22 protein-coding genes are annotated in these 21,583 nt (G+C 69.3%); 8 read left to right on the top strand and 14 right to left on the bottom strand.

What is annotated here, in order from left to right; genetic code table 11:
• Positions 1-67 precede the first annotated feature (67 nt).
• On the top strand, positions 68-1,030 hold the full coding sequence (locus M8R19_RS00925) for a GlxA family transcriptional regulator (RefSeq protein WP_116423441.1): 963 nt from the start codon (positions 68-70) through the stop codon (positions 1,028-1,030).
• Between the two features lie 251 nt (positions 1,031-1,281).
• Here M8R19_RS00925 and M8R19_RS00930 read toward each other — a convergent pair whose 3' ends face one another.
• The 6 genes from M8R19_RS00930 to hpaC all read right to left on the bottom strand — a co-directional run bounded on the left by M8R19_RS00930 (position 1,282) and on the right by hpaC (position 8,073).
• On the bottom strand, positions 1,282-2,409 hold the full coding sequence (locus tag M8R19_RS00930) for an acyl-CoA dehydrogenase family protein (RefSeq protein WP_058072454.1): 1,128 nt from the start codon (positions 2,407-2,409) through the stop codon (positions 1,282-1,284).
• Between the two features lie 10 nt (positions 2,410-2,419).
• Positions 2,420-3,601: an acetyl-CoA C-acyltransferase gene (locus M8R19_RS00935; RefSeq protein WP_249916745.1), complete on the bottom strand. Its 1,182-nt coding sequence runs from the start codon at positions 3,599-3,601 to the stop codon at positions 2,420-2,422.
• 14 nt (positions 3,602-3,615) lie between these two features.
• Positions 3,616-4,386, bottom strand: a complete 771-nt coding sequence (locus M8R19_RS00940) for a 3-hydroxyacyl-CoA dehydrogenase (protein WP_249916746.1) — start codon at positions 4,384-4,386, stop codon at positions 3,616-3,618.
• A 14-nt stretch (positions 4,387-4,400) separates the two neighbouring features.
• Entirely contained in the window at positions 4,401-6,062 is a 1,662-nt protein-coding gene (locus M8R19_RS00945) for an acyl-CoA synthetase (protein WP_249916747.1), read from the bottom strand.
• 358 nt (positions 6,063-6,420) lie between these two features.
• A complete protein-coding gene (locus M8R19_RS00950; protein WP_009622195.1) occupies positions 6,421-7,419 on the bottom strand; it encodes an LLM class flavin-dependent oxidoreductase in 999 nt (332 codons plus the stop codon).
• A 141-nt stretch (positions 7,420-7,560) separates the two neighbouring features.
• Positions 7,561-8,073 carry a 4-hydroxyphenylacetate 3-monooxygenase, reductase component gene (gene hpaC, locus M8R19_RS00955; protein WP_043314882.1) on the bottom strand — a complete coding sequence of 171 codons (513 nt, stop codon included), beginning with the start codon at positions 8,071-8,073 and terminating at the stop codon, positions 7,561-7,563.
• 238 nt (positions 8,074-8,311) lie between these two features.
• Here hpaC and M8R19_RS00960 point away from each other — a divergent pair, with 238 nt between their 5' ends.
• Complete coding sequence (locus tag M8R19_RS00960) at positions 8,312-8,926, top strand: response regulator transcription factor (RefSeq protein WP_116423435.1); 615 nt, start codon at positions 8,312-8,314, stop codon at positions 8,924-8,926.
• Positions 8,927-9,251: 325 nt separating this feature from the next.
• Here M8R19_RS00960 and M8R19_RS00965 read toward each other — a convergent pair whose 3' ends face one another.
• The 8 genes from M8R19_RS00965 to M8R19_RS01000 form a co-directional block, all read right to left on the bottom strand.
• A complete protein-coding gene (locus M8R19_RS00965) occupies positions 9,252-10,205 on the bottom strand; it encodes a PDR/VanB family oxidoreductase (RefSeq protein WP_249916748.1) in 954 nt (317 codons plus the stop codon).
• 138 nt (positions 10,206-10,343) lie between these two features.
• Positions 10,344-11,084, bottom strand: coding sequence for an SDR family NAD(P)-dependent oxidoreductase (locus M8R19_RS00970; protein ID WP_064583285.1), 741 nt, complete (start codon positions 11,082-11,084; stop codon positions 10,344-10,346).
• Between the two features lie 10 nt (positions 11,085-11,094).
• The gene (locus M8R19_RS00975; protein ID WP_043272669.1) at positions 11,095-11,592 is read right to left on the bottom strand and encodes an aromatic-ring-hydroxylating dioxygenase subunit beta; all 498 of its coding nucleotides are present in this window, start codon (positions 11,590-11,592) and stop codon (positions 11,095-11,097) included.
• On the bottom strand, positions 11,589-12,872 hold the full coding sequence (locus tag M8R19_RS00980) for an aromatic ring-hydroxylating oxygenase subunit alpha (protein ID WP_249916749.1): 1,284 nt from the start codon (positions 12,870-12,872) through the stop codon (positions 11,589-11,591). Before M8R19_RS00980 ends, M8R19_RS00975 begins: the two co-directional genes overlap by 4 nt.
• 10 nt (positions 12,873-12,882) lie before the next feature.
• Positions 12,883-14,028, bottom strand: a complete 1,146-nt coding sequence (locus M8R19_RS00985) for an amidase (protein ID WP_249916750.1) — start codon at positions 14,026-14,028, stop codon at positions 12,883-12,885.
• Positions 14,025-14,531, bottom strand: coding sequence for a nuclear transport factor 2 family protein (locus M8R19_RS00990; protein ID WP_249916751.1), 507 nt, complete (start codon positions 14,529-14,531; stop codon positions 14,025-14,027). Before M8R19_RS00990 ends, M8R19_RS00985 begins: the two co-directional genes overlap by 4 nt.
• Before the next feature lie 3 nt (positions 14,532-14,534).
• Positions 14,535-14,906, bottom strand: a complete 372-nt coding sequence (locus tag M8R19_RS00995; RefSeq protein ID WP_009622212.1) for a hypothetical protein — start codon at positions 14,904-14,906, stop codon at positions 14,535-14,537.
• 22 nt (positions 14,907-14,928) lie between these two features.
• On the bottom strand, positions 14,929-16,083 hold the full coding sequence (locus tag M8R19_RS01000) for an acyl-CoA dehydrogenase family protein (protein WP_249916752.1): 1,155 nt from the start codon (positions 16,081-16,083) through the stop codon (positions 14,929-14,931).
• 230 nt (positions 16,084-16,313) lie between these two features.
• Here M8R19_RS01000 and M8R19_RS01005 point away from each other — a divergent pair, with 230 nt between their 5' ends.
• The 6 genes from M8R19_RS01005 to M8R19_RS01030 all read left to right on the top strand — a co-directional run bounded on the left by M8R19_RS01005 (position 16,314) and on the right by M8R19_RS01030 (position 21,407).
• Positions 16,314-17,804: a sensor histidine kinase gene (locus M8R19_RS01005; RefSeq protein WP_249916753.1), complete on the top strand. Its 1,491-nt coding sequence runs from the start codon at positions 16,314-16,316 to the stop codon at positions 17,802-17,804.
• 187 nt (positions 17,805-17,991) lie between these two features.
• Positions 17,992-19,140: an amine dehydrogenase large subunit gene (locus M8R19_RS01010; RefSeq protein WP_069865173.1), complete on the top strand. Its 1,149-nt coding sequence runs from the start codon at positions 17,992-17,994 to the stop codon at positions 19,138-19,140.
• A 13-nt stretch (positions 19,141-19,153) separates the two neighbouring features.
• Positions 19,154-19,693: a MauE/DoxX family redox-associated membrane protein gene (locus M8R19_RS01015; protein ID WP_249916754.1), complete on the top strand. Its 540-nt coding sequence runs from the start codon at positions 19,154-19,156 to the stop codon at positions 19,691-19,693.
• 3 nt (positions 19,694-19,696) lie between these two features.
• On the top strand, positions 19,697-20,335 hold the full coding sequence (gene mauD / locus M8R19_RS01020) for a methylamine dehydrogenase accessory protein MauD (protein WP_074979292.1): 639 nt from the start codon (positions 19,697-19,699) through the stop codon (positions 20,333-20,335).
• Positions 20,336-20,355: 20 nt separating this feature from the next.
• A complete protein-coding gene (locus M8R19_RS01025) occupies positions 20,356-20,877 on the top strand; it encodes a methylamine dehydrogenase light chain (RefSeq protein WP_009622218.1) in 522 nt (173 codons plus the stop codon).
• A gap of 5 nt (positions 20,878-20,882) precedes the next feature.
• Positions 20,883-21,407 carry a cytochrome c family protein gene (locus tag M8R19_RS01030; RefSeq protein ID WP_249916755.1) on the top strand — a complete coding sequence of 175 codons (525 nt, stop codon included), beginning with the start codon at positions 20,883-20,885 and terminating at the stop codon, positions 21,405-21,407.
• The last annotated feature ends 176 nt before the right edge of the window (positions 21,408-21,583 follow it).

Genomic DNA, 21,583 nt, shown 5'->3' on the forward strand with positions numbered 1-21,583 from the left:
TTTCCGCTTTGCTGCCAGCCAACCACGGCACCACAATGGCAAGCCCATTCGTCGCCAGGAATCCGCCATGAAACGCGTGGCCATGCTGCTGTTCCCCGGCGTGCAGGCGCTGGACGTCGCCGGCCCGCTGGACGTCTTCGCCGAAGCCAATGCCTTCGTCGCGCCGGGCAGCGGCTACCAGGTGCTGACGCTGGCCGAACGTGGCTTCCCCATCCCCGCCTCCAACGGCCAGTTGCTGGGCGCGCAGCACGAGCTGGACGGCGCCGTCGGCGGCTTCGACATCCTGCTGGTGCCCGGCGGCCCGCAATTGCCCGCCGAGGAGCCTTCCACCACCCTCCTCGCCTGGCTGCGCCAGGCCTGTGCCGAGACGCCGCGCTACGGCTCGATCTGCACCGGCGCCTTCCTCCTCGGCCATGCCGGGCTGCTGGACGGCAAGCGCGTCACCACCCACTGGGGCGACGCCGCGCGCCTGGCGCAGCTGTTCCCGCGGGCAAGGGTGGAGCCCGACAGCATCCACGTGCGCGACGGCGCGCTGGTGACCTCCGCCGGCGTGACCGCCGGCATCGACCTGGCCCTGGCGCTGCTGGCCGAGGACCACGGCCCGGCGGTGGCGCTGAGCGTGGCCAAGCGCCTGCTGGTGGTGGCCCAGCGCCAGGGTGGGCAATCGCAGTTCAGCCCCTATCTACAGGCGCCAGCGGATGGCGATTCGCCCATCGCCCGGGTACAGCGCCACGTGCAGGCCCATCTCACCGACGCGCTGTCGGTGGCGGAACTGGCGGCGGTGGCGACCATGAGCGAACGCACCTTCGCCCGGGTGTTCGTCCGCGAGGCGGGCATCCCCCCGGCGGAGTTCGTCCAGCGCGCCCGGCTGGACGCGGCGCGGGGGTTGCTGGAGGGCAGCGGGCTGCCGCTGAAGGTGGTGGCCTGGCGCTGCGGCTTCGGCAGCGCGGCGCGGATGCGGCTGGTGTTCGTGCAGAGGCTGGGGGTGACGCCGACGGAGTATCGGGGGCGGTTTCGGGGGGATGGGTAGGGTTCGAGGTGTCGAGGGTTCGTAGGAGCGAGCTTGCTCGCGAATGGAGTTCGTCGGCAACGCAGGTGCCTGGGCCTGGCTCCGTCCCCTCTCCCCAGCCCTCTCCCTGAAGGGAGAGGGGGCTTGTCCGTGCAGAGAAAGGTGATGGTTTCAGTCGGAAACCTTCGGTGCTGCCGGCTGACTCCAGAACATCCAAGCACACCGAACGGTCCCCTCTCCCTTCAGGGAGAGGGTTAGGGAGAGGGCGCTCTTTACAGGCTCCGCGCAATCACCAACCGCTGCACATCGCTGGTGCCCTCATAGATCTGGCACACCCGCACATCCCGATAGATACGCTCCACCGGGTAATCCTGCAGATAACCATACCCCCCCAGCGTCTGAATCGCCGCCGAACACACCCGCTCGGCCATTTCCGAGGCGAACAGCTTGGCCATGGAGGCTTCCGTCAGACACGGCAGGCCCGCCTCACGCAGGCTCGCCGCGTGGTGGACCATCTGCCGGGCCACGGCTATCTCGGTGGCCATGTCGCTGAGGCGGAAGGCCACCGCCTGGTGCTGGATGATCGGCTTGCCGAAGGTCTCGCGCTCGTGGGCGTAGTCGCGGGCGTATTCGAAGGCGGCGCGGGCCATGCCCACCGCCTGGGAGGCGATGCCGATACGCCCGCCCTCCAGGTTGGCCAGGGCGATGGCGTAGCCCTGGCCCTCCTCGCCCAGCCGGTAGCTGGCCGGGATGCGCAGGTCATCGAAGGCGATCTGGCAGGTGTCCGAGGCGTGCTGGCCGAGCTTGTCTTCCACCCGCACCACGCGGTAGCCGGGGGTGTCGGTGGGCACGATGAAGGCGCTGATGCCCTTCTTGCCGGCCGCCGCGTCGGTGACGGCGAAGACGATCACCAGTCCGGCGTGGCTGCCGGAAGTGATGAACTGCTTGCTGCCGTTCAGCACGTAGTGGTCGCCGTCGCGGCGTGCGCGGGTCTTCAGGAAGCTGGCGTCGGAGCCGGCCTGGGGCTCGGTGAGGGCGAAGGCGCCGATCATCTCGCCGCGGGCCAGGGGCACCAGGAACTGGCGCTTCTGCTCGTCCGTGCCGAACTTGGCGATGGGCATGCAGCCCACCGAGTTGTGCACGCTCATGATGGTGGAGCAGGCGCCGTCGCCTGCGGCGATTTCCTCCAGGGCCATGGCGTAGGCCAGGTGCCCGGTCTGCGCGCCGCCCCACTCCTCGGCCACCAGCATGCCGAGGAAGCCGAGATCGGCCATTTCCTTCAGCGCTTCGGCCGGGAAGCGGTGCTCGCGGTCCCACTCGGCGGCGAAGGGCTTCAGCCGCTCCTGGGCGAACTGGCGGGCGACATCACGGATCTGCAGGTCTTCTTCGCTGGGAATCATGCTTCGCTCCTTACAGGCGCTCGACGGCGATGGCCGTGGCTTCGCCGCCGCCGATGCACACCGAGGCGATGCCGCGCTTCAGGTCGTACTGCTGCAGCGCCGAGAGCAGGGTCACCAGGATGCGCGCCGCCGAGGCGCCGATCGGGTGGCCCAGGGCGCAGGCGCCGCCGTGGACGTTGAGCTTGGCGTGGGGGATGTCCAGCTCGCGCATGGCGGCCATGGCCACCACGGCGAAGGCTTCGTTGACCTCGAACAGGTCCACCTCGCCCAGGCCCCAGCCGCTGCGCTGCAGCAGGCGCTGGATGGCGCCCACCGGCGCGGTGGGGAACAGGTTCGGCGCGGCGGCGTAGGAGGAATGCGCGCGGATCGCCGCCAGCGGCGCCAGGCCGCGTTTCTCGGCCTCGGACAGGCGCATCAGCACCAGCGCGGCGGCGCCGTCGGAGATGGAGCTGGAGTTGGCCGCGGTGACGGTGCCGCCCTCGCGGAACGCCGGTTTCAGCGTCGGAATCTTGTCCAGCTTCGCCTTCGGCGGCTGCTCGTCCTGGCTGACCTCGCGGGTTTCCTTGCCGGCCTTGACCGTCACCGGGACGATCTCGGCGGCGAAGCGGCCGTCGCGCATGGCCTGCTGGGCGCGGGTCAGCGAGGCGATGGCGTAGTCGTCCTGCTGCTGGCGGGTGAAGCCGTAGCTCTGCGCGCAGTCCTCGGCGAAGGTGCCCATCAGCCGGCCCCTGTCGTAGGCGTCTTCGAGGCCGTCGAGGAACATGTGGTCGAGCACCTTGCCGTGGCCCATGCGGTAGCCCGTGCGGGCGCGCTCCAGCAGGTAGGGCGCGTTGGACATGCTCTCCATGCCGCCGGCCAGCACCACGCCGGCGCTGCCGGCCAGCAGCGCGTCGTGACCCTGCATCACCGCCTTCATGCCCGAGCCGCACATCTTGTTGATCGTGGTGCAGGGCGTGCCGCGGTCCAGCCCGGCGCCGAGCACCGCCTGGCGTGCCGGGGCCTGGCCCTGGCCGGCGGAGAGCACGCAGCCGAGGATGGCTTCGTCGATCTGGTCGGCGCCCAGCTTGGCGCGCTCGATGGCGGCGCGCACGGCGGCGGCGCCGAGGGTGGCGGCGCTGGTGTCCTTGAAGTCGCCGAGGAAGCCGCCCATGGGCGTGCGGACGGCGCTGACGATGACTACGGGATCGTTCATTTTCGTTACTCCTGTCACTTGGCGGCCATGCGGATGGCGCCGTCGAGGCGGATCACCTCGCCGTTGAGCATGCTGTTCTCGACGATGTGGCGGACCAGCGCGGCGAATTCGTCGGGGCGGCCCAGGCGCGGCGGGAAGGGCACGCTGGCGCCGAGGGAGTCGCGGACTTCCTGGGGCATGCCGGCCATCATCGGCGTTTCGAAGATGCCGGGGGCGATGGTCATCACGCGGATGCCGTGGCGCGCCAGTTCGCGGGCGATGGGCAGGGTCATGCCGACCACCCCGGCCTTGGACGCCGAATACGCGGCCTGGCCGATCTGCCCGTCGAAGGCCGCCACCGAGGCGGTGTTGACGATGACGCCGCGCTCGCCGCCGGCGTCCGGCTCGTTGCGGGCCATGGCCTCGGCGGCCAGGCGCAGCATGTTGAAGCTGCCCGCCAGGTTGATGTTGATGGCCCGGGCGAAGCTGTCCAGGCCGTGCGGGCCATTGCGCCCTAGGACTTTTTCGGCCGGCGCCACGCCGGCGCAGTTGGCCAGCCCGTGCAGCGCGCCGAAGCTTTCCAGCGCGGCTTCCACGGCGGCGCGGCCGTCGGCCTCGCTGGTCACGTCGGTGCGCACGAAGCGCGCCCTGCCCTCGCCCAGCTCGGCCACGCGGGCGGCGCCGGCCTCGGCGTTGACGTCAGCCAGCAGCACGCGGGCGCCGGCCTCCACCAGGGTTTTCGCGGTGGCCGCGCCGAGCCCGGAGCCGCCGCCGGTGATGAGGAATACCTTGTCCTGAATCTGCATGGAATCTCTCCGAATCAGTGCTGCGCGGCCGCGCGTTCGGCCGCCTCTTGTTGCCGGGCTATCTCCTGGTTGCGCAGGAGGAAGCGCTGGATCTTGCCGCTGGGGGTCTTCGGCAGTTCGGCGATGAACTCCACTTCCCGCGGGTAGCTGTGGGCCGACAGGCGCTTGCGCACGTACTGCTGCAGCTCCTCGGCCAGCTCCGGGCTGGGCTGGTGCTGCGGGCAGAGCACCACGTAGGCCTTGACCAGTTCGGTGCGCTCCGGGTCGGGCTTGCCGATCACCGCGGCTTCCATCACCGCCGGGTGCTCGATCAGCGCGCTTTCCACGTCGAACGGGCCGACGCGGTAGCCGGAGGTGGTGATGAGGTCGTCGGAGCGGCCGACGAAGCTGATGCTGCCGTCGGCGTTCAGCTCCACGGTATCGCCACTGAGATAGTAGTCGCCGACGAAGGCCCTGGTTTCCATGCCCTGGTAGCCGGCGAACCACATCAGCGGCGAGCGCTTGCGGTCCATGGCCAGGATGCCGGGCTGGCCGGCGGGCAGTTCCTCGCCGTTCTCGCCCAGCACCACCACGCGGTGGCCGGGGATGGAGTAGCCGGCCGAGCCCAGGTGCACCGGGTGCTGCAGCCCATGGTGGTTGGCCAGGACCATGCCCAGCTCGGTCTGCCCGTAGTGGTCGTGGATGGTCGCCCCCAGGCCCTCGGCGAACCAGCGGATCACCTCCGGGGTCAGCGCCTCGCCAGCGCTGCTCACCGCGCGCAGGCGGCCCTTGAGCTCACGCTCCACCTCGGCGGCCGAGGCCTTGAGCATGCGGTAGGCGGTGGGCGAGCCGGCCAGGTTGGTGATGCCGTACTGGCGGATGATCCGGCAGGTGCTCTCCACCGTGAAGGCGCCTTCGTAGAAGGTGGTGGCGTGGCCCAGGGCCAGCGGGCCGGTGACGGCGTAGTAAAGGCCGTAGGCCCAGCCCGGGTCGGCCAGGTTCCAGAAGCGGTCCTCGGGGCGCAGGTCCACGGCGTCGCGCAGGTAGCCGGTGAACGCCAGGATGGCCTTGAGCGGCACGGCCAGCGGCTTGGCCAGGCCGGTGGTGCCGGAGGTGAACATCAGCAGGAAGGGGTCTTCGCCGCTGCGCAGGACCGGTTCGAATTGCTCGGAGCGGCCTTCCAGGGCACTCCAGAAGTCGAGGTCGCCGGTCGGGATCGCCTGGCCGCCGCTGACGGTGATGATCGGCGGGGCGTTGGGCACTTCGTCGAGCTTGGCGCGGTTGCCGGCGTCGGTGACCAGCACGCGGCTGCCGGCGATGCCCAGGCGGTGCTCGATGGCCTTGGGCCCGAAGGCGGTGAACAGCGGCTGGTAGACCGCGCCCAGGCGCCAGGTGCCGAGGATGGTGACCAGCAGCTCGGGGGTGCGCGGCAGCATGCCGGAGACACGGTCGCCGGGGCGCACGCCCAGGTCGTGCAGCAGGTTGGCGAACTGTGCGGACAGGGCCTGCAGCTGGGCGAAGCTGTATTCGGCGCGTTCGCCGTTGCGGCCTTCCCAGTACAGGGCGACGCGCCCGGACGGGGCATGGCGGTCGCAGCATTCGACGCAGGCGTTGAGGGCGTCGAGGCTGCCGGCGAGGGTGTCTCGGGCGGTGGCCGCGTAATCGAATTCGGCAGCGGCGGCGGCATAGGGGCGCATCGCGGAACTCCTGGCTTGTTCTTGTAGGGAGTACCGGGATGTTCGCGCCGGGCGGTTGCTGCGGCAATGTCGAAAGGGACTTATGTGGATGAGCGGATTGGACAGCGGGGGTGGCTGGGGGTGGGGGTGCTTCGGGTTGGCGCTGGTCCCCTCACCCCAGCCCTCTCCCGGAGGGAGAGGGAGCCAGTTCGGCGCAAGCTGGAAGTTCTATGTCTGCCGGCCACTCTGGCGCTGCCGGCGAACACCATTCTCACCGCTGGCACGGACGGCTCCCTCTCCCTCTGGGAGAGGGCTGGGGTGAGGGAAAGGAATTCCCCCGGCGCCGACGTAACCGACAAACACCAAAGCGCCGTTGGAATCAACGCAACCCAGCAACGATCTCCAACGAACGCAGGCGCAAGGCATGGTCGTAGATATCACTGGTAAAGATGATCTCATCCGCCCCAGTCTGCTCGACAAGGATCTCCAGGCGGCTGCGCACCTTCTCCGGGCCGCCGATCACCGCCAGGCCGAAGAAGTTGCCCACTGCTTCCTGCTCGTGGGGCAGCCACAGGCCGGCCATGCGCTCCACCGGCGGCTTCTGCTTCAGGCTTTCGCCGCGGATCAGCGCCAGCACGCGCTGGAACGCGGTGGTCGCCAGGTACTCGGCCTCTTCATCAGTAGGCGCAGCGATCAGCGGCACGCCGATCATCGCGTAGGGCTGTTCGAGAATGGCCGAGGGCTTGAAGTTCTGCCGGTAGATGCGCAGCGCGTCATGCAGGTAGCGCGGCGCAAAGTGCGACGCAAAGGCATAGGGCAGGCCCTTCTCCGCCGCCAGGCGGGCGCTGAACAGGCTGGAGCCGAGCAGCCAGATCGGCACCCGCGTGCCCTCGCCGGGGATGGCCAGCAGGCTCTGCTGCGGGCGGCGCGGGCCGAGGAGCATTTCCAGCTCGGCGACCTGCTCGGGAAAGTCTTCGCCGTCGCCGAGCATACGGTCGCGGCGCAGGGCGCGCATGGTCGCCTGGTCGGCGCCGGGAGCGCGGCCCAGGCCCAGGTCGATGCGCCCCGGGTAGAGGCTGGCGAGGGTGCCGAACTGCTCGGCGATCACCAGCGGCGGGTGGTTGGGCAGCATCACCCCGCCGGAGCCGACGCGGATGCGCGCGGTCTTGCCGGCGATGTGGCCGATCAGCACGGAAGTCGCCGAGCTGGCGATGCCGTCCATGTTGTGGTGCTCGGCCAGCCAGTAGCGGGTGAAGCCGAGGCGCTCGACGTGGCGGGCCACCTCGACGGCGTTGTTCAGCGCCTCGCTGACGGTGCCCTGGTCGCGGATGGGCACCAGGTCGAGCATGGAAAAGGCGGTTTCGGACAGGGACTTCATGGAGGCTCCGGTCAGGGCCCGCGCGCCTAGTGCGCGGGCGTGGCTTTGAGCCGGACTCTAACCACATGCCTCGCGCATGGCCACGCGTCGGCGTCGATAGTCATCATGCCGCGCAGTGATGAAAGCCCCCTGCCCCGCCCCTCAGGCCGCCGCCGACACGCCGTCCAGGCGGTGGAACAGGCGGTTGAAGTACACCAGGCTGTCGCCCTGCTCGCGCACCGCGGCACGTTCCAGTTCGACGAACAGCACCGAATGCGAGCCCACTTCCTTGCACTCGCTGATACGCCCTTCCAGGGTGACCAGGGCGTCGCGCAGCACCGGCACGCCGGCGCAGCCCTCTTCCCACAGGGCCGAGGCGAAGCGTTCCGCCATCGGCACCTGTGTCATGCCGGCGAAGTGCCGGGCCAGTTCTTCCTGCTCGCCGCGCAGCACGTTGATGCACAGGTGGCCGTTGGCGCGGAAGGGTTCGTGGCTGGCGCTGCCGCGGTTGATGCACACCAGTACCGTGGGCGGCGAGTCGGTGACCGAGCAGACCGCGCTGGCGGTGATGCCGCAGCGCCCGCCGGGGCCGTCGCTGGTGATGATGTTCACCGCGGCGGGCAGCCGCGCCATGGCGTTGCGGAAGTCGATCTGGGTCTGGCTCAGGTTGTTCATGGCGCGCCCTTGTGGCCGGTTGTCGATGCTTGCCAATCTACGGCCCCGCGGCCAGGCGCGGTATCCAGGCGAATCCCATGGCGGCGGTGGCTGGCCTTTAGTCGACTAGGGGGTTTCTTTATCGCCAGCCCGGCGCCGCCTGGGTATGCTGGCCCCTGGGCGCCTGTGCGCCCGCCCGTGCGTGCCGCAGCGAAGACTGCGAGCCAGACCTAATAAGAAGAACCGTGGCAGTGCCCTGATGGATACCCGCAAACCCGTTGTTTACATCGTCGACGACGACAAGGACCTGCGCACCTCGCTGGCCTGGCTCCTGGAGTCGGTCAGCATCCAGGCGCAGTGCTTCGCCGGCGCCGAGGAATTCCTCGCCCACTACGACCCCGGCAGCCCCGCGTGCCTCGTGCTCGACGTGCGCATGCCGGAAACCAGCGGCTTCCAGCTGCAGGCCATGCTCAACGAGCGCAGCGCGGCGCTGCCGATCATCTTCGTCTCGGCCCACGGCGACATCCCCATGTCGGTGCAGGCGATGAAGAACGGCGCGCTGGATTTCGTCGAGAAGCCCTACAACCCGCAGCAGATGCTGGAGCGCATCCAGGCCGCGCTGAAAGCCGCGGTGCAGGTGCACGCCGGCGCCGAACAGAAGCGCCAGCTGCAGCAGCGCCTGGACCTGCTGACCGGGCGCGAGCGCGAGGTGCTGGGCATGGTGATCGACGGCAAGGCCAGCAAGGTGATCGCCCGCGAGCTGAACATCAGCGTGAAGACGGTGGATGTGCACCGCACCAAGATCAAGGAGAAGATGGGGGTTTCCAGCATTGCGCTGCTGGTGCGGGAGGTTTTGGACCTGGGGGTGCCGTAAGGGGGCTTCGGGGCTTTCCTGTAGGAGCGAGCTTGCTCGCGAATGGAGTTCGTCGGTAACACAGGTGCCTAAGCTTGGCTCCGTCCCCTCTCCCCAGCCCTCTTCCTGAAGGGAGAGGGGGCTTGTCCGTGCCGAGAAAGGTGATGGTTTCCGCCGGAAATCTCTGCGCTAGCCGGCTAACGCCATAACTTCAAACCCTGCCCAACGGTCCCCTCTCCCTTCAGGGAGAGGGTTAGGGAGAGGGCGCTCTTCGGGGCAAACACCATAAGCCCGGGTGAAGCACCGTTCGCGAGCAAGCTCGCTCCTACGAAGAGAAGAGCAGGTGTCAGAGGTCCAGCACCAACCGCGCCGACCTGGCCCGCGAAACACAGGCGCAAATCTGCCTGTTCGAAGCCTTCTCCTTGCTCGACAGGCAATTGTCCCGATGCTCCGGCTCGCCTTCCAGCACTTCCACTATGCAGGTGCCGCAGATGCCTTCGCGGCATTCGGTGTCGATGTCGCAGCCATGGGCCTGGAGCACGTCCACCAGGCTGGCGTCGGCCGGCACTTGCAGCACCACGCCGCTGCTGGCCAGCTCCACTTCGAAGCTGCCGGCCGGGGCGGCGTTGGCGGCCGGGTCGGCCTGGAAGTGTTCCAGGTGGATGGCGTCTTCGCTGCGGCTGCGCCTGGCGACGTCCACCACCTTGTTCATGAACGGCGCAGGGCCGCAGGTGTAGACGTGGGCCACTGCCGGGGCGCGTGCCAGGCTGGCGGCCAGTTCGCTTTCAAGGTCCGCCGGCTCCACGCCGTAGTGAAATTCCACCTTGCCGGCGAACACCGGGCCGGACAGCAGTTCGACGAAGGCCGCGTGCTCCGGCGAGCGGGCGAAATAGTGCAGCACGTAGGGCTCGCCCCGGGCGTTGAGCTTGTAGGCCATGCTCAGCAGCGGCGTCACGCCGATGCCGGCGGCGAACATCACGTGCTCGCGGGCTTCCGCGGCCAGGCGGAACAGGTTGCGCGGGGCGCCCATTTCCAGCTCCATGCCCTCTTCCACCTGCTCGTGCAGGGCCGCGGAGCCGCCGCGGGAGGCGGCTTCCTTCTTCACCGCCACCAGGTAGGCGGCGCGATCTTCCGGCGGGCTGCACAGGGAGTACTGGCGGGTCACCCCGGTGGGGCCGGTGACGTCGACGTGGGCGCCCGGCTCGTAGGCGTCGAACGGCTGGCCGTCGCTGCGCACGAGGCGGAAAGAACGGATGTCCAGGGCTTCGTCGACGATCCTTTGGATTCTTACCTTCATCATGGTCTTACCTTGCAAGGCTTCAGGGCGGGCGGCGCGCTGGCCGCCATCCCGGTTGCGGCGGATAACCGTGCCGGTTATTCGCCCTACGTTGGGGTTCGGCGTAGGGCGAATAACGCGCCGCGTCATCCGCCGGCTTTCTCAGCGCATGAACAGGCCGCCGTTGATGTCCCAGCAGGCGCCGGTCACCGAACTGGCGTTGTCGGCGACCAGCAGCAGCACACTGTCGGCGACGTAGTCCGGATCGCCCAGGCGGCCCACCGGGATGGTCTTGAGGATCTGTTCCAGGCGTTCCGGGGCCACAGTCTCGCGCACCACCGGCAGGTCCAGCGGGCCCGGGGAGATGCTGTTGACGGTGACGCCGGCCGGCGCCAGTTCACGGGCGAAGACCTTGGTCAGCGTCGCCACGCCGCCCTTGGCCGCGGCGTAGTGGCCGCCGGTGGCGGTGCCGCCGTTCTGCCCGGCCAGCGAGGCGATGTTGACGATGCGGCCGAAGCCACGGCTGGCGAAGTGCGCGCCGAACACCTGGCAGGCGACGAAGGTGCCGCGCAGGTTCACCGCCAGCGAGGCGTCGAATTCCTCCGGGGTGATGTCCATCAGCGCGGCGACCCTGGACACCCCGGCGTTGTTCACCAGGATGTCGCAGCCGCCCCACTTGGCCTGCAGCAGGTCGCGGGCGCGTTCGAAGTCGGCCTTCTCGCGCACGTCCAGTTCCACCGCCAGCACGCTGGCGCCGCTGGGGTCGAGTTCATCGGCCAGGCGCTGGGCGTCGCCCAGGCGCACGTCGGCCAGGGCCACGCGGTAGCCGGCGCCATGCAGGCGCCGGGCGATGCATTCGCCGAGGCCGCGCGAGGCCCCGGTGACGAGTGCGGTACGGGTCATGGCTGCATCCTCAGAGCAGGAAGCCGATGGCGCCCAGGGCGTCCTGGGCGTTGATCAGGCGCACCACCTTGCGCTCCAGGCGCGGGCCTTCGGCGGCGAAGCGGATGCGGTGCTCCAGGTCGGCGACGAAGGGCGTGTGCACGCCACGCTTGTAGGCGTAGAGGATCTGCGCCGAATGCACTTCGACGAGATCGCCGGCGGCCTCCACCAGGCGGAAGCGCGACACCGTGCGCACGGTCTTCGCCGAATCCACCGCCGAGGGCGAGAAGCCGGCGCTCAGGCGCTCGATACGCAGGGCGCGCATGCGCGCGTCGTCGAAGGCGTAGTTGAGGCTGGCGGCGAAGTCGTCGCCCTCGGCGTCGATGGGCACCACGTAGATGCCCTCCTCGCTCCACAGGCCGCTCCACTGCGCATAGTCCTTGCGGTCGAGCAGCTCGGCCTCGCGCCAGATGAATTCGATGGCCTTGGCCAGCGGGCCGGAGAAGCCGTTCAGGGTGTCGTTGCTCATTGGCTCATCATCCTCTTCCACATTTGGTAGGCCTCGCGCATGCCGCCTTCGTCGGTGGCGTGGGAAACCTTGTCGCCGTTCTCGGCCACGACTTCGCGGTTCAGCCCGCGGTTGACCAGGATCGGCGCCTCGGGGCCGGCGTAGGAGCCGCGCTGCACGCGGTCCCAGGCCTCGGCGTCGTCCGGGCTGCCGAAGCCGAACGGGCCCTGGAAGTGCTCGTGGATGCGCAGGCGCTCGCGGTTGGCGATCTCCGGGCCGCCGTCCATCCCCAAGGCGACGTGGCGGATTTCCGTCTCGGTGACCGACACCGGGCGCAGCACGCGGAAGAACGACATGGACATGGCCACGTTGGGGAACAGGTTGAGGTTGAAGCCGGCGCCGTGCAGCGAGCGGACGATGCGCCGTACCTGTGCAGGCTCCATGGTCTTCGACAGTTCCTCGGTGACGTGGGCGAAGCGCTCCTGCAGCTGCTCGGTGCCATCGTCGTGGTCGAGGTCGACGTGCTCGGGGACCATCACCATCACGCTGTGGCCGTTGCCCAGGGCGTGGGTCACCGCCTGCGGGTCGGTCATGAACGAGAGCATCTCGCTGGTCTCGTCGTCCACCGAGGACATCCACGACTTGTGCACGATGGGGAAGTGGTAGCCGTCGGTGGTGTTCTCCAGCTGGATCTTCCAGTTGCCCTTGAAGGTGAACTTGTGTTCGCCCTGGACCTTGATCGGGAAGCCGGCGCCCTGCTTCATGAACAGGTCCATCCAGTGCTTCGCCCCGCCGAGGAAGTCCTCCAGCGGCTCGATGTCGGCGTCGTAGCTGGCGAAGATCATGCCGGCGTAGCTTTCCACCCGCAGGCTGGTCAGCGGCAGCTCGGCCTTGTCGAGGATGTCCTCGTAGCCGTCCGGGTACGGCAGCGCGCGCAGCTTGCCGTCCAGCCCGTAGGACCAGCTGTGGTACGGGCAGGTGAAGCCGGTGGCGTTGCCCTTGTGCTTTTCGCAGACGGTGGCGCCGCGGTGGCGGCAGCGGTTTTCCAGGACGTTGACCTGGCCCTTCTTGTCGCGCACCACGATGACCGGGCGGCGGCCGATCATCGTGGTCTTGAAGTCGCCGGGGTTGCGCACTTCGCTGTCGTGGGCGACCCACACCCAGGTGCGGTAGAAGATTTTCTCCAGCTCGGCCTCGAACAGCGCCGGGTCGTGGTACAGCGATACGTCGACGCGGTCGGATTGGACCAGTTGCTCGGGGCTGCCCGTCTTGGCGATCAGCCGGTATTCAGGGGCGCTCATGGGTGTCTCCTCATGCCATTTTCTTGTTCGTCGGCCGCTCGACGGCCAATGCCTGTTCCAGCTGCGCGCCGAAGGCGCAGACGCGTTCGTCGTCGCCCTTGCGGCCGACGATCTGCAGGCCGACCTTGAGGCCGCCGTGCTCCAGCTCCACCGGCACGCTCAGCGCCGGGTGGCCGCTGAGGTTGAAGGGGCGGACCAGGGAGGTCAGCGCCGCCACGCTCTTGCCGCTGCGCGCATCGCTGAGCAGCGGCGGCAGGCTGGTCAGGGTCGGCAGCAGCAGGATTTCGTAATCGTCCAGGGCGGAGTCGATGGCGCGGGTGAAGCTCGCGCGCACGCCTTCGGCCTCGGCCAGCTGCGCGGCGCTGGTGCGCCCGGCGGCGAGCAGGCGCTGCTCGACGTCGGCGCCCAGCAGGCCCTTGCCGGTGAATTGCCCCAGCGCCGCCCAGTTCTCGTGGTTGATGACGACGAGGCCGGCCTCGAAGGCCGCCTCGAACTCGCCCAGGTAGAGGCTCGCCTGGCGCCAGCCGGCGCGGTCGGCGGCGGCGCCCAGGCAGGCCTGGATGTGCGGGTCGGCGGGCACTTCGAGGAAGGCCACGCGGGCGTTGGCGCCGGGCAGGTTCACGGCGCCGAAGCCGGGGCAGAGCACCTGCATGGCGGCGACGAGGTCGGCCATGTTCGCGGCGAACGGGCCGACGCAATCCAGGCTGCTATGTTCCGGATGTACGCCCACGCGGCTGACGCGGCCGAAGCTCGGCTTGAGCCCGGCCACGCCGCAGCAGGCCGCCGGCACCCGCACCGAGCCGCCGGTGTCGGTGCCCAGGGCGATATCGGCCAGGCCCGCGCCGACCGCCGCGGCCGAGCCGCTGGACGAGCCGCCGGGCACGCGCTCCGGCGCCTGCGGATTGCGCGGCGTGCCGCTCCAGTCGTTGATGCCGGTGACGCCGAAGGCCAGCTCGTGCAGGTTGGTCTTGCCGACGATGCGCCAGCCGGCGTCCAGCACCCGCTGCACCACTTCGGCGTGGTGTTGCGCGGGTGCGCTGTCGGCCAATGCGCGGCTGCCGCAACGCGTCGGATGGCCGGCGATGTCGATGGTATCCTTGACGGCGACGCGCTTGCCGGCGCCGCCCAGCTCGAATTCGCTGACGAAGATGCTCATGCCTCGCCCTCCGCGAGTGCGCCCAGCGGCATGGCCAGCAGCCGCCGGGTACGGAAATGGATGATCTGCCAGGCCTCGCCGACGCGGCGGAAGTCCAGGTTCAGGCGGGTACCGAACAGCTCGCTGCGGCCGTCGACATAGGTCGACAGTTGCTGCATCAGCCACTGGCCGCGCGCGGTGTCGCCGCCCTCCCCGACCTCGATCGACTCGCTGCCGAGGAAGTGCAGGTTGAGCGCGAAGTGCTCGGCCGGCGGCAGGTAGCCGGCGACGAACGCCGCCACCGCCGCGCGCCCTTCATGGCGGCCGAAGCTCTGCTCGGCGCGGGCGCCCAGGCCTTCCCAGACGGCGTCCTCGGCGAACAGCTCGGCCAGTTCGGCTTGCAGCGCCCGGCTGTCGCGCGGAACGTCGCAGAGGTCCATGTAGCGGGCCATCAGGCGACGCACGGCGGCCTCGCCTTCAAGGCGCTGCAGGCGCGCTTGCAACTGCTCCAAGGCCTGGCCCATGGCTCAGCTCCGCGCCGCTTCGGGAATGCTCAGCGGACGGCCGACGCGGGCCTCGATCCGGGCGTACTTCCACAGGCTGTACTGGCCGACCTGCACGGTGCGGAACAGGTTGCAGGCGTCGACCACGGTCTGGTGGCAGTCGACGTCGGCCATGATGTAGACGGTCCAGGGCGCGGTGTTGGAGGCGCCGACCATCAGGCGGTCGTCGTCGAGCACGCCGAGCACGTTCATGCCGGGCAGCGCGCCCAGTTCGCCCAGCATCTGGCTGAAGCCCTTCCAGACACTGATGCCTTCGCCGGTGGGCAGGTCGAAGAAGTTCTGCGTGATGCCGATGCAGAACAGCACGCGCATGGGTTCGGCGGTGGGTCGGGTCATGATTTGTTGTCCTTGTGGTCGATCAGAGGTAGCCGGGGAACGGCGGCACATCGAGCAGCACGGAGCCTGCGCCGTCGTACATGCCGTCGCTGAGGAAGGCGTGCTGGGTCACCACCATGGCGTCGCGCAGGTAGCGCTGCAGCGGGTGGCGCAGGTAGATGGCGGTGGTGCCGGCCAGGGCGTAGGCGCGCTGCACCACCTCGGCGCCGGCGCGGGACACGTGCACGGCGGACAGGCGCAGCAGGCTGACCTGCTCCGGGGTCACCGGGTTGCCGGCGAGGATGGATTCCCAGACCTGCCCGGTGGCGTCGTAGAAGAAGCCGCGCGCGGCGTGCAGCTGCGCCTCGGCCTTGCCCAGCTCGATGCGCACGTAGGCGCGGTCGGCCAGTCTGGGCGCACCGGTCACGCCGCTGCCGGAGGCCATGCGGGCGATCTCGTCGAGGGCGGCGCGGGCCAGGCCGAGGTTGACCACCGCCAGCACCTGGGCGGCGTAGGCGATGGTCGGGTAGCGGTACAGCGGCTCGTCGATGCTGCTCTGGCCGCCGCGGATGAAGGTCCAGGCGTCGGGCACGAAAACCTTGTCCAGGCGCAGGTCGTGGCTGCCGGTGCCTTTCAGGCCGACCACTTCCCAGTTCTCGACGATCTCCACGTCGCGGGCCCGCAGCAGCGCGGTGCGCGGCTTGCCGCCGGGGCCGCCGAGGCCGATGCCGACGCCGAGCACGTCGGCGCCCTTGCAGCCGCTGGCGAACTTCCAGGTGCCGCTGACGCGCCAGCCGCCTTCCACCTGCTCGGCCGGCTGGATCGGGAACAGGCCGCCGGCGAACACCAGGTCCGGGCCGTCGGCGTACAGCTCGGCCAGCGTCTCGCGCGGCAGCGCGGTGAGGTAGGTGCTGGCGCTGCCGAAGCTGGCCACCCAGCCGGCGGAGCCGTCGGCCTCGGCGATGCGCTCGATCAGGCGCAGGAACTCGGCCGGCGGCAGCGCGTCGCCGCCGAAGCAGCGCGGGGTGGCGGAGCGGTAGATGCCGGCCTCGATAAAGCGCTCGATCATGTCGCGCGGCACATGGGAGCGGGCATCGAACTCGTCGCGGCGCTGGCGGACCTCGTCGAGCACCTGCTCGAACAGGCTGGCACGGCTGGCGAGGGGCGAATCTGTGGCGGCGGCGGCTGAACGCGGCATGGGCGTCTCCCTGTTTCTTGTGGGCCGGCCGTCCGGTGGGAGCCGGCGGCCGTCGATGGGGCCCAGTGTAGGGAGCGTGCCGAGCGGGCCTCTATTGGGGCGTGCCGCCCGCGCGCTAAAGGAATCCCCTAGTGCCCGCCGGGTTGTTTCCTAGCGCCGACGCGCTAGGCTGCGCGCTATAAAAGCCGTGCCCCGCGTCCGGGAACGCGCATCGCCAAGAGTTGCCCGCCATGTTCCAGCCTGCCGAAACCGACTTCCACGCGCTCATCGAGGCCATGCCGCTGTGCATCCTGCTGCACGACGCGCAGACCAAGGAGATCCTCTGGGCCAACAGCGCCGCGCTGCAGGCCCTGGGCTTCAGCCTGGAGGAACTGGTGCCGCTGAAGGCCCCGGACATGACCAACCCGGCGCCCAAGTACCGCCGCTCCATCGGCCTGCGCTGGCTGGAGGGCGCGGCGCGCACCGGGCAACGCGCCATCGAGTGGTGCTACCGCTCCAAGCAGGGCGTGGACATCCTTTCCGAGGCGACCGCCACCCTGGTGCACCTGGCCGAGCGCGACGTGCTGATGGTGCAGTTCCGCGACATCTCCAAGGAAGACAAGGTCAAGCGCGAGCTGAAGCGCACCGAAAGCCGGCTGAAGGCCTTCATGCAGGACCTGGCCGAAGGCGTGGCGGTGCTCGGCCCCGACGGCGACATCCGCTTCATCAGCGATTCCGCCCTGGCCCTGCTGGGCGCCGCGGACCGCCGCCACCTGGGGCGCAACTTCCTCGACGCCTGCGACGAGAAATCCCGCCAGCGCCTGCTCCAGCACCTCTCGCGCACGCCGCCGAGCCGCGAGCCCTACAGCGTCGGCTACCACCTACGGCGTTGCGACGGCGACTGGCGCTGGCACCACGCCACCTGCCGCTACATCGAGATCGAGGACGACCTCAAGGGCCACCTGCTGCTGTTCCGCGACGTCAGCGAGCAGGTGCGCGCCGAGGAGGCCCGCCGGCAGAGCGAGCAGAAGCTGGAATACCTGGCGCGCTACAACGCCATGGGCGAGATGGCCGTGGCCATCGCCCACGAGCTGAGCCAGCCGCTGGCGGCCACGCGCAACTTCATCGAGGGCTCGGTGATCCGCCTCGGCCAGCAGGGCGAGGTCGAACCGAACGTGGCCTGGGGCCTGGACAGCGCGGTGCGGCAGATCGAGCACGCCTCGGAGATCATCAAGAGCGTGCGCGAGTACGTGGTGCGCCTTGAGCAGGCCGAGCAGCGCGTCGACCTCAACGAGCTGCTGGCCGACGCCCGCTACTTCATCGACCTCAAGGGCCAGCCGGCCGGCGTGCGCCTGGAGCTGGCGCCCTGCGCCGAGGCGCTGCCGGTGAGCTGCGAGAAGGTGCTGATCGGCCAGGTGATCCTCAACCTGGCCTTCAACGCCATCGAAGAGATGGCCGAGCTGCCCGCCGAGCGCCGCCGGCTGCGCATCCACACCCGCCGCGAGGGCGACAGCGCCCTGCTCTGCGTCGAGGACCGCGGCCGCGGCATCGACGCCGGCGCGCGGGAGCGGCTGTTCGACGGCTTCTTCAGCTCCAAGGTCAGCGGCAACGGCATCGGCCTTGCGCTGTGCCGCAACATCGTCTCGCGCCACCGCGGCGACATCTGGGCGCAGAACGTCGAGCCCCATGGCGCCATGTTCTGCATCGCCCTGCCCTGCGTGAAGCCCGCCGACCAACGGTAGGGCGCGCCGCGCGAACCCCGCCGATGCTTGCCCTGGCACGCCGGCACAAGCCCTGTCAGGGACAGACAAGGGCTTGGCACGCAGAACAAGGCAGCACCGGGCAACGCCGGGCAGACTAGGGCTGCAGTCTTCTGCCCACACCGGTCCGCGGTCCGACCATCCAATAAAATCGAGGGAGCCACCCCCCATGCGAATAACCAGGATCCTTGCTCGTACCACGCTGGCGCTAGGCGTCTCGCTGGCCGCCGTCGGCGGCGCATTCGCCGACCTGCCGCCGGAGACCGTCGGCCAGACGACCCTGCCGTTCCCGCCGGACCCGCACCGCGCCTACGTCGTCGACGTGGAGTTCGACAGCTTCGTGACCGGCCGCGTGACCGTGGTGGACCCGGCGCAGAAGAAGATGCTCGGCATGGTCAGCACCGGCTTCGCCGCGCCCTCGACCCTCAGCCACGACCAGCACACCCTGTACACCGCCGACCTGTACTACTCGCGCGGCACCCGCGGCACCCGCACCGACGTGCTGACCGCCTGGGACACTTCCACCCTGTCCCCCTCCTGGGAAGTGGTGATCCCCAGCAAGCGCTCCGAATCCCTGACCCAGCGCTACGGCCTGGCGGTCAGCGGCGACGACCGCTTCGCCTACGTCTACAACTTCACCCCGTCCACCTCGGTGACCGTGGTCGACACCCAGGCCAAGGCGGTGACCGCCGAGATCGCCATCCCCGGCTGCGTGCTCAACTACCCGGTGGGCAAGCGCGCCTTCGCCTCGCTGTGCGGCGACGGCAGCGTGCAGCTGGTGACCCTCGGCGAAGACGGCAAGGAAACCGCCCGCAGCCGCACGCCGTTCTTCGACCCGAACAAGGAGAAGCTGGTGGAACGTGCCATCAACAATGGCGAGACCTACTACTTCACCACCACCGAGGGCGTCATCCACGCCATCGACTTTTCCGGCAAGCAGCCCAAGGTGCTGCCGACCTGGTCGCTGGTCACCGACGCCGAACGCAAGGCCGGCTGGGCCCCCGGCGGCTGGCAGGAACTGGCCCTGGCGCCGAAGCTGAACCGCCTGTACGTGCTGATGCACGACCAGCACGAGCCGATGAAGTGGGAAGACCCGAGCACCGACATCTGGGTCTACGATCTGAAGACGCAGAAGAAGATCGGCACCCTCAGCGCCCCGGCCCCGGTCTGGAGCATGACCGCCACCAGCGACGACGCCCCGCTGCTGTATGGCGCCAACGTCGAAGGCGGCCTGGAGATCTTCGACCTGAAGGCCGGCAAGCACACCGGCACCGTGGAAAAGATCGCCAAGACCGCCACCCAGGTCCTGACCCACTGACAGAGGCACGACCATGCAAGCCGATCCCATCTACGTGATCGCCGGCGCCGTCTCGGTGGCGGTGATCCTGGCCAGCGCCGCCAGCCACAAGTGGCGCGCGCCGGGGCGCTTCGCGCGGCAGCTGGAGGACTACCAGCTGCTGCCGCAGGCCCTGCTCAAGCCCGCCGCCCGCGTGTTGCCGCTGGTGGAAGGCGCCGTCGCCTTCGCCCTGCTGGTGCCGGCCAGCCGTTCGCTGGCGGCCCTGGCCGCCGCCCTGCTGCTGGCGCTGTACGCCGCGGCCATCGGCGTCAACCTGTGGCGCGGCCGTCGCGACATCGACTGCGGCTGCGCCGGGCCCGACCAGGCCCAGCCGCTGCGCCCGGTGCTGCTGGCGCGCAACGCCGTGCTCATCGCCCTGGCCCTGCTCGCCAGCCTGCAGCCGCAGGCCCGCGACCTGGGCCTGTTCGACGGCTTCGTGACGCTGGCCGCCAGCGCCGTCGCCCTGCTCCTCTACGTCTCCGCCGACGGCCTGCTGGCCAACGGCCCCCGTCTGCTCAAACTCATTGGAAGGTGAACCATGGAAGCCATGATCGTTTCCAACATCCTGCTCTGGTGCCTGCTGCTGGCACTGGCATTCGTCGTCATGGGCCTGGTGCGCCAGATCGGCGTGCTGCACGGGCGCATCGCCCCGGCCGGCGCGCTGATGGTCGACAAGGGCGTCGCCGTGAATGAACCGGCCCCGCAGGTCACCGCCGCCGACCGCCACGGCCGCCCGGTGAACTTCGGCTACGCCGGCGAGAAGGCCCAGCTGCTGTTCTTCCTCTCGCCCACCTGCCCGATCTGCAAGTCGCTGCTGCCGGCGATCAAGTCCATCGCCAAGGAACAGGCGCAGCGCCTGGACGTGGTCTTCGTCAGCGACGGCGAGCCGGCCGCGCAGCAGGCGCTGATCGCCGAGCACAAGCTCGAAGGCGCCACCTACGTGGTCGGCCCGGAAGTGGGCATGACCTACCAGATCGGCAAGCTGCCCTACGCGGCGCTGATCGACCAGAACGGCGTCCTGCGCGCCAAGGGCCTGGTCAACTCCCGCGAGCACCTGGACAGCCTGTTCGAGGCCGAGCACCTGGGCAGCGCCACCCTGCAGCAGTACCTGCAGGCCCAGCAGCCTCAGGTTCACAGCCACGAGCCTGGCCACGCGCACTCGCACAGCGCCCACTGAACAATAAAAAGGGATAACCGATGAAATTCCTCGACCAGCTCTTCGAGCGCTCCTCCCGTCGCATCGCCGACACCACTTCGCGGCGCAAGCTGCTCTCGCGCATGGGTTCGTTGCTGGTGGCCGGCGCCGCCCTGCCGGTGCTGCTGCCCATCGATCGCACCGGCAAGGCCCTGGCCGCCGACAAGCCGATGGCCGGCGACCCGGGCGACCCCAACAGCTGCGACTACTGGCGCTACTGCTCCATCGACGGCTTCCTCTGCTCCTGCTGCGGCGGCAGCGTGTCCAGCTGCCCGCCGGGCACCGAGGTGTCGCAAGTGGCCTGGGTCGGCACCTGCCACAACCCGGCCGACGGCAAGAACTACATCATTTCCTATAACGACTGCTGCGGTAAGCACAGCTGCAACCAGTGCGCCTGCACCCGCAACGACAGCGAGGAGCCGGCCTACCGTCCGTTCAACAACAACGACGTGAACTGGTGCCTGGCGGCCAAGTCGCACATCTACCACTGCACCGTCTCGGTCATCCGCGGCGTCGCGGTGTAGGGCAGATGAAGCGCTCGCTGCCGACCCTCGCGCTGCTGTGCCTGCTGGCCGCCTCGGCGGCCCAGGCCCGCAGCATCCCCGACCCGCACCAGAAACACGCGCCGGGCAACGAGGCGCCGCAGACGCCGATCGCCGAGGCCGGCTACAGCAACGCCACCAACTACCAGCTGCAGTGCGCGGGCTGCCACCTGTCCAACGGCGCCGGCTCCAAGGCCAACGACGTGCCGAGGATGCTCGGCTTCGTCGGCAACTTCCTCAAGGTGGAGGGCGGCCGCCAGTTCCTGGTGCGGGTGCCGGGCATGTCGATGTCGGCGCTCAACGATGCGCAGCTGGCGGACATGCTCAACTGGCTGCTGCGCAAGGACGGCATGGCCGGCAACAGCATGCCGGCCAGCTACCAGCCGTACAGCGCGGAGGAAGTAGCAGGGATTCGCCACGAAACCATGCTCAACCTGCCGGGAACCCGCGCCCAGCTGATCGCCCGGATGCGCAAGCAGGGCATCGCCATCGAGGATGGCATGGGCGATTGAAAGACTCCTTTGGTTCCGCTTCGGCCCGCCTTACGGCGGGCTTTTTTTTGGGGTTGGCTTTTCGTAGGAGCGAGCTTGCTCGCGAATGGAGTTCACCGGGAGTTGCGGGGCTGAGGTTGAGAGCGCCCTCTCCCTAACCCTCTCCCTGAAGGGAGAGGGGACCGTTCGGTGTGTGC

This window comes from Pseudomonas sp. R3.Fl, from assembly GCF_023516765.1.
In the GTDB taxonomy this organism is placed as follows: Bacteria; Pseudomonadota; Gammaproteobacteria; order Pseudomonadales; family Pseudomonadaceae; genus Pseudomonas; species Pseudomonas citronellolis.

Excerpts from the sequence above, each read along its gene's own strand:
- M8R19_RS00925 (WP_116423441.1), top strand. The coding sequence starts at position 68 with ATGAAACGCGTGGCCATGCTGCTGTTCCCCGGCGTGCAGGCGCTGGAC.
- M8R19_RS00930 (WP_058072454.1), bottom strand. The coding sequence starts at position 2,409 with ATGATTCCCAGCGAAGAAGACCTGCAGATCCGTGATGTCGCCCGCCAG.
- M8R19_RS00935 (WP_249916745.1), bottom strand. The coding sequence starts at position 3,601 with ATGAACGATCCCGTAGTCATCGTCAGCGCCGTCCGCACGCCCATGGGC.
- M8R19_RS00940 (WP_249916746.1), bottom strand. The coding sequence starts at position 4,386 with ATGCAGATTCAGGACAAGGTATTCCTCATCACCGGCGGCGGCTCCGGG.
- M8R19_RS00945 (WP_249916747.1), bottom strand. The coding sequence starts at position 6,062 with ATGCGCCCCTATGCCGCCGCCGCTGCCGAATTCGATTACGCGGCCACC.
- M8R19_RS00950 (WP_009622195.1), bottom strand. The coding sequence starts at position 7,419 with ATGAAGTCCCTGTCCGAAACCGCCTTTTCCATGCTCGACCTGGTGCCC.
- hpaC (WP_043314882.1), bottom strand. The coding sequence starts at position 8,073 with ATGAACAACCTGAGCCAGACCCAGATCGACTTCCGCAACGCCATGGCG.
- M8R19_RS00960 (WP_116423435.1), top strand. The coding sequence starts at position 8,312 with ATGGATACCCGCAAACCCGTTGTTTACATCGTCGACGACGACAAGGAC.
- M8R19_RS00965 (WP_249916748.1), bottom strand. The coding sequence starts at position 10,205 with ATGATGAAGGTAAGAATCCAAAGGATCGTCGACGAAGCCCTGGACATC.
- M8R19_RS00970 (WP_064583285.1), bottom strand. The coding sequence starts at position 11,084 with ATGACCCGTACCGCACTCGTCACCGGGGCCTCGCGCGGCCTCGGCGAA.
- M8R19_RS00975 (WP_043272669.1), bottom strand. The coding sequence starts at position 11,592 with ATGAGCAACGACACCCTGAACGGCTTCTCCGGCCCGCTGGCCAAGGCC.
- M8R19_RS00980 (WP_249916749.1), bottom strand. The coding sequence starts at position 12,872 with ATGAGCGCCCCTGAATACCGGCTGATCGCCAAGACGGGCAGCCCCGAG.
- M8R19_RS00985 (WP_249916750.1), bottom strand. The coding sequence starts at position 14,028 with ATGAGCATCTTCGTCAGCGAATTCGAGCTGGGCGGCGCCGGCAAGCGC.
- M8R19_RS00990 (WP_249916751.1), bottom strand. The coding sequence starts at position 14,531 with ATGGGCCAGGCCTTGGAGCAGTTGCAAGCGCGCCTGCAGCGCCTTGAA.
- M8R19_RS00995 (WP_009622212.1), bottom strand. The coding sequence starts at position 14,906 with ATGACCCGACCCACCGCCGAACCCATGCGCGTGCTGTTCTGCATCGGC.
- M8R19_RS01000 (WP_249916752.1), bottom strand. The coding sequence starts at position 16,083 with ATGCCGCGTTCAGCCGCCGCCGCCACAGATTCGCCCCTCGCCAGCCGT.
- M8R19_RS01005 (WP_249916753.1), top strand. The coding sequence starts at position 16,314 with ATGTTCCAGCCTGCCGAAACCGACTTCCACGCGCTCATCGAGGCCATG.
- M8R19_RS01010 (WP_069865173.1), top strand. The coding sequence starts at position 17,992 with ATGCGAATAACCAGGATCCTTGCTCGTACCACGCTGGCGCTAGGCGTC.
- M8R19_RS01015 (WP_249916754.1), top strand. The coding sequence starts at position 19,154 with ATGCAAGCCGATCCCATCTACGTGATCGCCGGCGCCGTCTCGGTGGCG.
- mauD (WP_074979292.1), top strand. The coding sequence starts at position 19,697 with ATGGAAGCCATGATCGTTTCCAACATCCTGCTCTGGTGCCTGCTGCTG.
- M8R19_RS01025 (WP_009622218.1), top strand. The coding sequence starts at position 20,356 with ATGAAATTCCTCGACCAGCTCTTCGAGCGCTCCTCCCGTCGCATCGCC.
- M8R19_RS01030 (WP_249916755.1), top strand. The coding sequence starts at position 20,883 with ATGAAGCGCTCGCTGCCGACCCTCGCGCTGCTGTGCCTGCTGGCCGCC.